A 13,498-nucleotide genomic window follows, 5' to 3' on the forward strand; every position below is an offset into this window, starting at 1 on the left:
CTTTTGGCTGAAGTTGTCACAGAATCGGCTCAAGTTCACAATTTTTCCGCTCAAGTTCGCAATTTCGAATGAGCTCAGCACCAAAAATGTGAGCAACAGGAGATCGAACCCCGAGCAACTGCAAGCAGAGTATCAAGCAGGTAGCGGAAAGGAAGACAATTATGCAGCATCTCGTTGAACGAATGAAGCAAAATGACATACGCGCGCTGGCCCGGGCAATTACCATGGTGGAAAATGACCATCCGGAGAAGCTCGACATGCTGAGTGGTGTGTTTGCCACCAGTCAAAAGCATGCGCATTATGTGGGGATTACCGGATCACCGGGTGCCGGGAAAAGCTCACTGGTGAATCGCCTCATCACTCATGTCCGCCATGAAGGCAAGACGGTCGCAGTCATTGCCGTTGATCCGACGAGCCCGTTCAGCGGAGGTGCACTCCTTGGCGACCGGGTTCGCATGAATGAGCATTTCACCGATGACGGGGTTTACATCCGCAGTATGGCAACCCGCGGCAGTCTTGGCGGTCTTGCACGGGCGACAAAAGATGCTGTCAGGATATGTGATGCTTACGGGTTTGATGTCGTTATCGTGGAAACAGTCGGTGTGGGTCAGTCTGAGCTCGATATTATGAAAATCGTTGATACGACAGCGCTCGTTATGACACCGAATAGCGGGGATGTTCTGCAGATTTTTAAAGCGGGCATTATGGAGATTGCCGATTTATTTGTCATCAACAAGGCGGACCTTGATGGTGTCGGAAAACTGAAAGGCCTCCTGAAAGAGCTGGTCATGATGACGTCAAAAAACGATCAGCTAACGCCAATCATTAAAACGATTACAACCGAAAACAAAGGCATTGATAAATTATGGGAAAAAATCAATGAACATCATGATTATTTATACCGGACAGAAGCGGGTCAAAAACGCCGTAAACAGCAGCAGGAACAGGAAGTCTATGAACTGGTCCGTGAAGAAATCTGGCGGGAAGTCAAAGCATTTGCAGAGAAAACAAACGTTGATATACAAGCGGATGATGATCCATACAGACGTGCACAGGAAATTTTTAAAGACTGGAAGCAGGAAGGGGGCGGCTAAATGTCGAATGAGCAGGTTATATCTTCAGTGAAAGATTCCTACCTGGTGGAAAAGCGCCGAAATCAGATGATCAAAGGAGCCATTGTATTATTTAAGGAAAAAGGCTTTCACCGGACGACGACACGGGAGATCGCCAAAGAATCAGGATTCAGCATCGGAACGCTGTATGAATATATCCGGACGAAAGAAGATGTGCTGTTTCTGGTGTGTGATGCGATTTATGACCAGGTCAGGAACCGTCTTGAATCGGCAACTGACTGGGATAACCCATCTGTTGCTAAATTGGAGGAAATTGTTGCATCGTATTTCCGCCTGATGGACGACATGCAGGAGGAAATCATCATTATGTATCAGGAAGTCAAGTCGCTCAAACAAGAATCGAGGGAATATGTCATTAAGAAGGAGCGGGATATGGTGGCGATGCTGGAAAGGATGTTTACAGCATGCCTGCCTGAGACCATTGATGAACAAGACGTATCGCTTCTTGCCAACAATATTTTTGTTCAGGGACAGATGTGGGGATTCAGACGGTGGATGCTGCAAAAGCAATTCACATTGGAAGAGTACATTGAACGCCAAATTCACTTTCTGAAGCAATCTTTGTCAACAGATCATATGCAAAATGAAAAAACTGATCAAACACCTTAAGCAGGAGGGGTTCCATGGAACAAGTACAGATCTATAAACCGGTCAATCCGGTCCGGTTTGTAACGGCCTCGAGTTTATATGACGGACATGACGCCTCAATTAATATTATGCGCCGGATTCTTCAGGCGAGCGGGGCTGAAGTTGTTCATCTGGGGCATAACCGGTCCGTTGAAGAAGTCGTTTATGCAGCGATTCAGGAGGACGCTCAGGGAATTGCCATCTCATCCTATCAGGGCGGTCATGTGGAGTACTTCAAATACATGATTGATTTGCTTAACGAGCTGGGCGCCAGCCATATTAAGGTTTATGGCGGTGGCGGCGGCGTGATTATTCCGCATGAAATCAAAGAACTTGAGGATTATGGCATCTCACGTATTTTTTCACCGGACAATGGCCGTGAATTGGGATTGCAGGGCATGATCAACGGCATGATTGAAGAATGTGATGTCCTGCCCCCGGTTGACTTAAAAGAAGCTCAGGCAAAACTTGCAGACAGTGATCGGCAGTCCGTTGCACGCTTGATTTCTTATATTGAAAATCATGAGGATAGTGAAGAAAAACAGAGCTTAATGAAAAAGCTGCAGTCACAATCAAACAATGCACCGGTCCTCGGTATTACCGGAACAGGCGGGGCCGGAAAGAGCTCGCTGACAGACGAATTGATCCGCCGTTTTGTGAATGAAATACCGGAGAAAAAAATTGCCATCATTTCAATTGATCCGACCAAGAAGAAAACCGGCGGCGCCCTGCTCGGTGACCGTATCCGGATGAACGCAATTTTCACAGACCGCGTGTATATGCGTTCGCTGGCGACACGGGGATCGAGAACAGAACTATCTCACTCGCTTCAGGAAGTGCTCGATGTGCTTCGTGCTGCTCATTACGATTTCATTATTGTTGAAACAAGCGGAATTGGTCAGGGGGATGCAGCCATCACGGATGTCACCGATTTATCAATGTATGTCATGACGTCCGAGTTCGGTGCGCCATCACAGCTTGAAAAAATCGACATGATTGATTTTGCGGATTTTGTCGTGATCAATAAATATGAGCAAAAAGGGTCGGAAGATGCATTGAATCAGGTGCGGAAACAGTATCAGCGCAGCCATTTGCTATTCGGCGAGGACAAAGAAATGTTCCCGGTTTTCGGAACGATTGCCAGCCAATTTAATGATGCCGGTACAAACGCGCTGTTTGCATCCATGATTGATATGCTGAATGACCGATTTGACTGGGAGGAATCAGTTGACTTTGAGCGGCATAAAATAGCTGAGAAACAAAACATGATCATCACCAATGAACGGCGTCATTATTTGCGTGAAATTTCTCAGCATGTCCGCGGCTATCATGAAAATGCTGAAAAGCAGAGTGATTTGGCACGGAAACTTTACCAGCTTGAAGGGGCCAAAAATGTGCTCGATGATGAGGCGGATACTGACGTTATCGATGAGGCCATCCAATCACACCAAGACAAAATGGATCCTCCAGCCAAAAGAATGCTGGATTCATGGGATGACCTGCAGGAGCAGTACAGTGGCGACAAAATGACCTATAAAGTCCGCAACAAAGAAATTGAGATGGACCTTAAGATCGAATCCATTTCCGGTTTGAACATCCCGAAAGTCATCATGCCGAAGTATAAGGATTGGGGCGAACAGCTGCTTTGGCTGATGAAGGAGAATCTTCCGGGCTCATTTCCATATACGGCAGGCGTATTCCCGTTTAAACGCCAAGGGGAAGATCCGACACGTCAATTTGCCGGTGAAGGAACGCCGGAGCGCACGAACCGCCGTTTCCATTATCTGTCCAAAGACAGCGAAGCAAAGCGGCTGTCCACCGCGTTTGATTCGGTTACTTTATACGGGGAAGACCCGGCGCCAAGACCGGATATATACGGCAAAGTCGGGGAAAGCGGAGTCAGCATTTGTACACTCGATGACATGAAAAAGCTGTATGACGGTTTTGACCTGATTGATCCGAAAACGTCTGTATCCATGACAATTAATGGCCCGGCGCCAATTATTTTGGCTATGTTCTTTAACACGGCAATCGATCAGCAACTTGAAAAATTCAAAGAAGAAAACGACCGTGAGCCAAGCCGGGAAGAATATGAGAGTCTAAGGGATGAAACGATATCGGTTGCACGCGGCACAGTCCAAGCAGATATTTTAAAAGAAGATCAGGGCCAGAATACGTGCATTTTCTCAACAGAGTTTGCACTGAGAATGATGGGTGACATCCAACAGTATTTTATCGACAAAAATGTGCGCAATTATTACTCTGTGTCGATTTCGGGCTATCACATTGCAGAAGCAGGTGCAAACCCGATCACCCAGCTTGCTTTCACACTGGCTAACGGATTCACCTATGTGGAGTACTATTTAAGCCGTGGCATGGATGTCAATAAGTTTGCGCAGAACCTGTCGTTCTTCTTTTCCAACGGACTTGATCCGGAATATACGGTTATTGGCCGTGTAGCACGCCGTATCTGGGCGATTACCATGCGCGATAAATATGGCGCGGATGAGCGCAGTCAAAAATTGAAGTATCATATCCAGACATCAGGACGCTCCCTGCACGCACAAGAAATCGACTTTAATGATATCCGAACGACACTGCAGGCACTGCTTGCGATTCAGGACAATACGAATTCATTGCATACAAACGCTTACGATGAAGCAATCACGACACCGACTGAAGAATCTGTCAGGCGTGCGATGGCCATACAAATGATTATCAATAAAGAATTTGGCCTGACGAAAACGGAGAATTCATTGCAAGGGTCGTTTATCGTGGAAGAACTGACAGACCTTGTGGAAGAAGCAGTGTTGCAGGAGTTTGAAAAAATGAATGACCGCGGCGGTGTGCTTGGAGCTATGGAACGGCAATACCAGCGCGGGAAGATCCAGGAAGAATCACTGTATTATGAAGGCAAGAAACATTCCGGTGAGCTGCCGATCGTCGGAGTTAATACGTATGTGAACCCGAATCCCGCGTCAGCTGAGGAAATAAACTCCATGGAACTTGCCCGGGCATCCAAGGAAGAAAAAGAACATCAAATCAGTGAACTGCATAAATTTCAGGAGGCGAATAAAGCAGAAACAACAGCAGCTCTTAATCGCCTGAAGGACGTGGCTGCATCGGGCGGAAATATTTTTGCAGAATTAATGGAAACCGTAAAAGCGGCCAGCCTCGGTCAAATTACGAACGCCCTATATGAGGTCGGCGGTCAGTACAGAAGAAATATGTAATAGCAAATGTCGCATTAAAGGAACCGGCGAAACAGCCGGTTCCTTCTTAATGTGTGATTTTCAGAAACGTTGTATTGTAAAAGTCAGTTGTTGATGGCCTAAATCCATAAACTACGATGTAGTGCTATGTTGATTTCCGTTCCAGGCAGTCGCGCGCCTTAGGGCAACGCTTCAGCCTTCTCGGAAAAAGGCCGCTGCAAAATTAATCATGATTTATTATTGTTTATGCTGGCATATTGCACCTGTTTTTGTTTATAATGAATGGTACGATTTATCAATATATATCATTCAGGCGACAAGGCCTGATTAAGAAACTCATAAAAAAGGGAGTGCGGTATCGTGAGCTTGAAAGAATACAGCCGCGAAGAGCTTGAAGTAAGGTCAATGCTTGAATTGTCCAATGAATATTTACTTGAACAGCAGCAAGCGCAGAATTTCAACGATCTTTTTAATAAAGTAGCCGAATTAAAAGGTTTGACTGAAGAACAGAAACAGGAATACATTGCGCAGTTTTATACAGATCTGACAATTGACGGAAGGTTTTTGACAATCAGCTCCGGCATCTGGGGACTGAAGCGCTGGTATCCGGTTGAGCAAATGGATGAAATCATACACACCGCTCCGAAAAAGAAGAGCAAGAAAAAGGCAAAGAAGAAAAAGGAAGAAGAAAAGCCGCGTGAAGAGCCTGAGGAACCTGCTGAGTCATCCCTCGATGACACGGGAGATAATGTTGAAGTCCTGACCGACACGTTTGATGATGAAGTGTTGGATGAAACGCAAGAGCTTGGCGAAGGTGAAGGTTTTGATGACGAACATGATGAAGCAGATGAAGATTTTGATGAGGAAGAAGAGGAAAGTGAAGAAGAGGAAAATGAGGAAAAAGAAAATAAATAAAACCGCTGCTTGACTTTTTAATGACCGATGAGTAAAATTTTTATTGGGCTCGCTAAATTTATAAACGGTCAGCGCTCCCCCTATATTAAAAGGGGGAGCGCTTTTATTTTTGCAGGTAATATCAAAATTGTGTGTGTCATGTTTAACGATTAACGAACGATATAACCTAATCACAGTGTCATAGTGAACAATTAAATTCTTTGGAAAGAAGAGGGATGAATCATTGACTAAGTATATTTTTGTGACTGGCGGTGTTGTTTCTTCATTAGGAAAAGGGATAACGGCCGCGTCACTTGGCAGATTGTTAAAAAATCGGGGACTGAAGGTAACCATTCAAAAGTTCGATCCGTATATTAATGTCGATCCGGGGACGATGAGCCCTTACCAGCACGGTGAGGTCTTCGTTACAGAAGACGGTGCTGAGACTGATCTTGATTTGGGACATTATGAGCGATTCATTGATATCAACTTGAATAAATACAGCAATATCACAACAGGTAAAGTGTATTCCAGCGTCATTAAGAAAGAACGGCGCGGCGACTACCTTGGCGGAACTGTTCAAGTGATTCCGCATATTACAAATGAAATTAAAGAGCAGGTTTTCCGGGCAGGGCAGGCGACAAAAGCTGATGTTGTCATAACGGAAATCGGCGGCACTGTCGGGGATATCGAATCGCTGCCATTTCTGGAAGCCATACGGCAAATCAAAAGTGATATCGGCCGGGAACATGTCATGTATATCCATTGTACACTTGTTCCATATATTAAAGCAGCAGGCGAGGTTAAAACGAAACCGACCCAGCATAGTGTGAAAGAATTGCGTTCATTGGGTATTCAGCCGGATGTGATTGTGCTGCGTTCGGAATTGCCGATCAGTGAAGAAATGAAAGAAAAAATTGCACTGTTTTGTGATACAGATAAAGAAGCCGTTATCGAGATGCTTGACGCGGATACATTATATCAGGTACCGATTGCACTGCAGGAACAGAATCTGGACCAGCTGACCTGTGACCACCTTGGACTGAACTGTGATGAAGCGGATATGCGTGAGTGGGAAGACCTGCTTTCCAGTGTGCGTCACTTGCCTAATACGACCGTCATTGGTCTTGTCGGGAAATATGTCGAACTCCCGGATGCCTACCTGTCTGTTGTTGAAGCATTAAAACATGCCGGTTTTTCATACGATGCCGACGTTCAAGTGAAATGGATCAATTCTGAAAAACAAGACAAAGCGTCTATCAAAAAAGAACTCGAGGAAGTGGATGGCATATTGGTGCCCGGCGGTTTTGGCGATCGCGGCATTGACGGGAAAATCGAAGCCATCCGGTACGCCCGTGAAAATAAAAAGCCATTTTTCGGAATTTGTCTTGGTATGCAGCTGGCGACAGTCGAGTTTGCCCGGAATGTCATGGGACTGGAAAATGCGCATTCTGCTGAAATTGATCCCGATACCCCATATCCGATCATTGATTTATTGCCGGAACAGAAAAACATTACCGAAATGGGAGGCACATTGCGGCTTGGCAGCTATCCATGCAAATTAATGGAAGGGACAAAAACGAAACAAGCATATGGCAATGAAGACCTTGTCTATGAACGTCATCGCCACCGTTATGAATTCAATAATGACTACAGGGAGCAGTTGCGCGCGAACGGTATGTATCTTTCCGGTACAAGCCCTGATGACAGATTGGTGGAAACAATCGAGCTGGCAGACCATCCCTGGTTTGTAGCGTGTCAGTTTCATCCTGAATTCAAATCGCGGCCGACCCGTCCGCAGGCATTGTTTGAAGGCTTTGTCGGTGCAGCATCGCAAACATAACATGTCATCTATAAAAATTAGATGCTTGCAGCAAGACCTGTAATTAAGGGCAGCACTTCATTGCCCTCTTTTATCCAGGTCTTGTTTTGATAAGCACATTTATTATTGTTATCTTTTTATATATTCGTTCTTTAAAAAGAAGGAATTTCAGAATTTTACTAGAATATTTATAATTAAGCAACTTTAATTGGATGATTTTTCTATCGCGGGAGGTGACCTATGACAAAAGAAATATTGGTTGTCGATGATCAGCCGGCCATTCGCATGTTGCTGCAGGAAGTTTTGAAAGGCGAAGGTTACGAGGTGGCACTGGCTGAAACAGGCAAAGAGGCACTTGATAAAGTATATGCCGGATCGTATGATTTGCTTATTCTCGACTACAAATTACCGGTTGTGGATGGTGTACAGGTTTTAAGACAACTGGAAAATGATCAAGTCCCCCTTCCGGCAATTGTTATGAGCGGTTTAGCCGAAGAAGTGAGAACAGAATCGCTGCAATTCAACCTGGTAAAAGAAGTGTTTGCGAAACCGTTTAATATCCAGGAAATCAGTGGTTTTGTACAGAAAGTGATTTAAGAGGCTTCAAAAAGTCCGGTAACGGTGTCTATCAAAACATGGGAGTTTTGAATACAGACTTTAATAATAGTTTTTGGATTTATCATTATCATCATAAAGCGAATCTTCAATCAGTGGGGGTCTTACTGCCAGTTACATGCGGGATAAATATAGGGTTGAAAGCAGCAGATTTTTCTGCTGTTTTTCTAACTTTTTACACGGGCAAACAATCTGTTATGAAGGTTGCGCCATCCAGCTCTTGTTGGTATTCTTATAATGTAAAGAATTATTTGTTATGATGGAAAGAACAATTTGTTGCCGGTGTCTAAAGGCACCTGAGCGTGAAAAATAAGAAAGCGGGGGTAACCGATGAAATTTTTCCTGGATTCAGCAAGTATTGATGATATCCGTTCTGCCAATGAGCTTGGTATTCTGGCAGGTGTCACAACCAACCCAAGTCTTGTCTCTAAAGAAGGCGTGTCATTTCACGACCGATTAAAGGAGATTACGGATGAAGTTTCCGGTTCAGTGAGCGCAGAAGTTATCTCAGAAGATGCAGAAGGTATGATTAAAGAAGGTAAGGATCTTGCGGCGATTGCACCGAATATTACGGTCAAGGTTCCGATGACGCCGGAAGGTCTGAAAGCTGTCAAAGCATTCAGCGAGTTAAATATTAAAACAAATGTGACCTTGATTTTCAACGCTAATCAAGCACTCTTGGCAGCGCGGGCCGGTGCTTCATACGTTTCACCGTTCCTCGGCAGGCTGGATGATATCGGTCATGACAGTATGGACCTTATTGCAACGATTAGGGAGATATTTGATGTCCATGGCATCGGATCCGAAATTATTGCTGCATCGATCAGGAATCCGCTGCATGTAACAGATGCGGCTATGAATGGTGCGCATATTGCGACCATTCCATATAAAGTGCTCGGTTCTCTGGTTAAACATCCATTAACCGATCAGGGTATTGAAAAATTCCTTGCAGACTGGAATAATCAAAAATAAATGCATAAAACTGGAAAAAACGTCCAAATTAAGAAGGATGGCAAATGCGACTGGCCAGGTTAGAAGTGTACGACGTCAAGAAGCGGGGTGCTGCAATTGCAAAAAATTTTAATTGAAGGCGGGCATGCATTAAAGGGCAAAGTACGGATCAATGGAGCGAAGAACAGTGCTGTTGCCTTATTGCCTGCTGCGCTTTTAGCCGATTCACACGTCATGATTGAGGGCCTCCCCAACATATCAGATGTATACACACTTGGTGATTTACTGGAAGAAATAGGCGGAAAAGTCAGCTGGGACGGGCAGACGGTGCATATCGATCCGGAAAACATGGTGTCGATGCCGCTTCCAAATGGAAAAGTGAAAAAGCTCAGAGCGTCCTATTATTTTATGGGAGCCATGCTTGGCAAATTCAATCAGACAGTGATCGGACTTCCGGGCGGCTGTCATTTGGGCCCGCGCCCGATTGATCAGCATATAAAAGGATTTGAGGCCCTTGGAGCTGAGGTGACCAATGAACAAGGTGCCATCTATATTCGCGCCAATGAACTGCGGGGCGCGAGAATTTACCTTGATGTAGTCAGTGTAGGCGCCACAATCAATATCATGCTGGCTGCTGTGAAGGCTAAAGGCAAAACAATCATTGAAAATGCCGCCAAAGAGCCTGAAATCATTGATGTTGCCACACTCTTGACGAATATGGGAGCCAACATTAAAGGGGTTGGAACAGATGTGATTCGGATTGAAGGTGTCCCATCACTGCATGGCTGTCAGCATACGATTATTCCTGACCGGATTGAAGCGGGGACCTATGCAATAGCTGCAGCAGCGCAGGGCAGCGAAGTGATCATTGATAACGTGATTCCACAGCATCTTGAACCGGTATTGGCAAAAATGGAAGAGATGGGTGTCACAGTTGAGCAGAATGATGAACAATTATATATTGCACCGAAGCAGCCTCTCAAAAGCGTTGATGTTAAAACATTGGTTTATCCGGGATTCCCGACAGATTTGCAGCAGCCGTTTACATCTTTATTGACCAAAGCTGTCAACACAGGTGTTATAACGGATACAATTTACGCCTCACGTTTAAAACATATTGACGAATTACGGCGGATGAATGCAACTATCAAAGTTGAGGGCGGCTCGGTCATTGTTAACGGCCCTGTCCAGCTGGAAGGTGCCCGTGTACAGGCGAGTGATCTGCGTGCTGGTGCTTCACTTATCATTGCCGGGCTGATGGCAAATGGGATTACCGAAATCACCGGTGTGGAACATATTGACCGCGGCTATGACAAAATAACCGAAAAACTGAACAGCCTGGGCGCCAATATATGGCGTGAAGAAATGAATGAACAAGAAATAAAACAAATTCAGGACTCCTGACAGGGATGTTTCTGTCGATTTAGACCGAAAACGAAATAACAGAGAAAACACCTCCATATGTAAATCCTTTTGGGATGAGGATATTTTAATATAAAGGAGAGGGAAATATGGAAAGAAGTTTATCGATGGAACTTGTCCGTGTCACTGAAGCAGCAGCACAATCTTCTGCACGCTGGATGGGCCGCGGGCAAAAGAATGAAGCGGATGACGCTGCGACAACAGCTATGCGTGATGTTTTTAATACGATTCCGATGCAGGGTACAGTTGTCATCGGTGAAGGTGAAAAGGACGAAGCACCGATGTTGTATATTGGTGAAAAGCTCGGTACCGGATCCGGCCTGGAAGCAGACGTTGCAGTTGATCCGGTGGAAGGCACGAATATCGTTGCTCAAGGAACATGGAACGCACTTGCCGTTCTTGCGATTGCCGATAGAGGTAAAATGCTGCATGCGCCTGACATGTATATGAAAAAAATTGCCGTCGGCCCTGAAGCTGTAGGGGAAGTCGATATTAATGCATCAACTATTGATAACTTAAAAGCAATCGCCAAAGCAAAAAACAAAAACGTTGAAGATGTCCTGGCAATTGTGCTTGACCGGCCGCGTCATACTGAATTAATCAAGGAAATTCGCGAAGCCGGCGCACGCATCAAACTCATTCCGGATGGTGATGTGGCTGCTGCCATGAACACTGCTTTTGAAGATACAGGCGTCGATGTTTTAATGGGGATTGGCGGCGCCCCTGAGGGTGTCCTCAGTGCAGCTGCGCTTAAATGTCTTGGCGGGGAAATCCAGGGAAAACTGGTTCCGTCCAATGATGCAGAAATTGAACGATGCAAAAAAATGGGCATCGATGACCTTGAAGAAGTTTACCATATGGATGATTTCTGCGGCGGAGATGATGCTATTTTTGCAGCAACGGGCATCACAGATGGTGAGCTCTTGCAGGGTGTTCAATTTAAGGGAACTAAGGCAACAACACAATCAGTTGTTATGCGTGCCAAAAGCGGGACCGTCCGATTCATCGATGGCGAGCACAGCCTGAAGAAAAAACCAAACCTTGTCATTCAGCCTTAGAGTGCGTGTTTAAAAAGGAGGATGAAAAGGACCGACGTGTCATTTTCACCGGACTTTTTGAACAACCTCTTAAACATACTATTCTAATAGGAAGCCAAATTGCCCATTGGCTTCCTTAACTTTCCCCACTTTATGTTTCAGCCGAAAAAATGTCTGTCATAGTATTGAATATCAAGCCGGAAAAAGGTATGATGGATATGTTTATTATTCGGGGTGTGCGGCAATGATAATTGTAATATAGAGAAACTTCCATTCTAGCTCCTTGCAAACTCTTCCTATCGTTTTAAACTGACCATTCACATAGAAAGAGAAACATTCACAATTAATTTCATATATAAAATTGGGTCCAAGCAGGATTTGCTCGGACAATCTTCAAAAATAAATAGGTGTGGTGATTTATTTAATGGCAGACTTAACAATTTCCCATCTGGAGACATTAAACCTAAAGGAGATTTATGCTCTGGCTCGGGAATACAAAGTATCCTACTATGCAAAACTGACAAAAAAAGAACTAATTTTTTCTATTTTAAAAGCTCAAGCTGAAAAAGACGGATTTTTATTTATGGACGGCATTCTGGAAATCATTCCTTCAGAAGGTTTTGGCTTTCTTCGCCCAATCAATTATTCCCCGAGTGCAGAAGATATTTATATTTCCGCATCACAAATCCGCCGTTTTGATTTAAGAAATGGGGATAAAGTATCCGGCAAAGTCCGTCCGCCAAAAGAAAATGAACGCTATTACGGCCTGCTTCATGTGGATGCGGTAAACGGTGAAGACCCGGAGACGTCGAAAGAACGCGTGCATTTCCCGGCACTGACTGCATTGTATCCGGACAGGCATATGGGCTTGGAGCGTGAGACGAAAAATTTATCGACCCGAATTATCGATCTGATGACACCGGTCGGCTTTGGTCAGCGCGGGTTGATTGTTGCACCGCCAAAAGCCGGTAAAACAATGCTCTTAAAAGAGGTTGCCAACAGCATTACGGCGAACCATCCCGAATCCAAACTGATCATTCTGCTTGTGGATGAGCGCCCTGAAGAAGTAACCGATATTGAGCGTTCTGTCGACAACGATGTTGATGTGGTCAGTTCAACATTTGATGAAGTTCCGGAAAATCATATTAAAGTCTCTGAACTTGTTCTGGAACGTGCGATGCGCCTGGTGGAACATAAGCGCGATGTCATCGTATTGATGGACAGCATCACACGGCTTGCCCGTGCATATAATCTGGTCATTCCTCCAAGCGGTAGGACACTTTCCGGCGGGATTGATCCGGCAGCATTCCACCGGCCCAAACGTTTCTTTGGTGCAGCCCGGAATATCGAGGAAGGCGGCAGTTTCACCGTCCTGGCAACGGCCTTGATTGACACGGGATCGAGAATGGATGATGTTATCTATGAAGAGTTTAAAGGGACAGGCAATATGGAACTGCATTTGGACCGCAGTCTTGCCGAACGCCGCATCTTCCCGTCGATTGATATACTGAAATCGGGGACCCGGAAAGAGGAGTTGCTGGTTTCCAAAGAGCATCTTGACAAAATCTGGGCAATCCGTAAAACGATGCAGGACTCGCATAATTTCTTAGACCGTTTCCTGAAACGTCTCAGATCAACGAAAAACAACATGGAATTCTTCCAGCAGATGGAGGAAGAAATGAAGCGCAAAGGAACCAAAACTTAAATGTACTGCCAATGAATGACTATTGCAATCATACACTTGCGCTGTTATAATTCTTTAAGTGAGTTAAGATTAGATAACGT

10 protein-coding genes are annotated in these 13,498 nt (G+C 45.0%); all 10 read left to right on the forward strand.

Annotation, left to right across the window (positions count from 1 at the left end; all coding sequences use genetic code 11):
• Nucleotides 1-161: 161 nt before the first annotated feature.
• The 10 genes from meaB to rho all read left to right on the forward strand — a co-directional run bounded on the left by meaB (nt 162) and on the right by rho (nt 13,418).
• The gene (gene meaB, locus AOX59_RS15585; RefSeq protein ID WP_068446816.1) at nt 162-1,094 is read left to right on the forward strand and encodes a methylmalonyl Co-A mutase-associated GTPase MeaB; all 933 of its coding nucleotides are present in this window, start codon (nt 162-164) and stop codon (nt 1,092-1,094) included.
• Nucleotides 1,095-1,742: a TetR/AcrR family transcriptional regulator gene (locus AOX59_RS15590; protein WP_068446817.1), complete on the forward strand. Its 648-nt coding sequence runs from the start codon at nt 1,095-1,097 to the stop codon at nt 1,740-1,742.
• 14 nt (nt 1,743-1,756) lie between these two features.
• Entirely contained in the window at nt 1,757-4,993 is a 3,237-nt protein-coding gene (icmF, locus tag AOX59_RS15595) for a fused isobutyryl-CoA mutase/GTPase IcmF (RefSeq protein WP_068446818.1), read from the forward strand.
• A gap of 339 nt (nt 4,994-5,332) precedes the next feature.
• Nucleotides 5,333-5,887 (forward strand): DNA-directed RNA polymerase subunit delta, encoded by a 555-nt coding sequence (gene rpoE, locus AOX59_RS15600; RefSeq protein ID WP_068446819.1) that lies wholly within the window; start codon nt 5,333-5,335, stop codon nt 5,885-5,887.
• A gap of 223 nt (nt 5,888-6,110) precedes the next feature.
• Complete coding sequence (locus AOX59_RS15605; RefSeq protein WP_068446820.1) at nt 6,111-7,709, forward strand: CTP synthase; 1,599 nt, start codon at nt 6,111-6,113, stop codon at nt 7,707-7,709.
• Between the two features lie 219 nt (nt 7,710-7,928).
• A complete protein-coding gene (locus AOX59_RS15610) occupies nt 7,929-8,285 on the forward strand; it encodes a response regulator (protein ID WP_068446821.1) in 357 nt (118 codons plus the stop codon).
• A gap of 348 nt (nt 8,286-8,633) precedes the next feature.
• Nucleotides 8,634-9,275 carry a fructose-6-phosphate aldolase gene (fsa, locus tag AOX59_RS15615; protein WP_068446822.1) on the forward strand — a complete coding sequence of 214 codons (642 nt, stop codon included), beginning with the start codon at nt 8,634-8,636 and terminating at the stop codon, nt 9,273-9,275.
• A gap of 96 nt (nt 9,276-9,371) precedes the next feature.
• Nucleotides 9,372-10,658 carry a UDP-N-acetylglucosamine 1-carboxyvinyltransferase gene (locus tag AOX59_RS15620; protein ID WP_068446823.1) on the forward strand — a complete coding sequence of 429 codons (1,287 nt, stop codon included), beginning with the start codon at nt 9,372-9,374 and terminating at the stop codon, nt 10,656-10,658.
• Nucleotides 10,659-10,765: 107 nt separating this feature from the next.
• Nucleotides 10,766-11,734: a class II fructose-bisphosphatase gene (gene glpX, locus AOX59_RS15625; protein WP_068446824.1), complete on the forward strand. Its 969-nt coding sequence runs from the start codon at nt 10,766-10,768 to the stop codon at nt 11,732-11,734.
• A gap of 403 nt (nt 11,735-12,137) precedes the next feature.
• Nucleotides 12,138-13,418 carry a transcription termination factor Rho gene (rho, locus tag AOX59_RS15630; protein WP_068446825.1) on the forward strand — a complete coding sequence of 427 codons (1,281 nt, stop codon included), beginning with the start codon at nt 12,138-12,140 and terminating at the stop codon, nt 13,416-13,418.
• Nucleotides 13,419-13,498 lie beyond the last annotated feature (80 nt).

Origin of the sequence: Lentibacillus amyloliquefaciens, from assembly GCF_001307805.1 — a bacterium.
In the GTDB taxonomy this organism is placed as follows: domain Bacteria; phylum Bacillota; class Bacilli; order Bacillales; family Amphibacillaceae; genus Lentibacillus; species Lentibacillus amyloliquefaciens.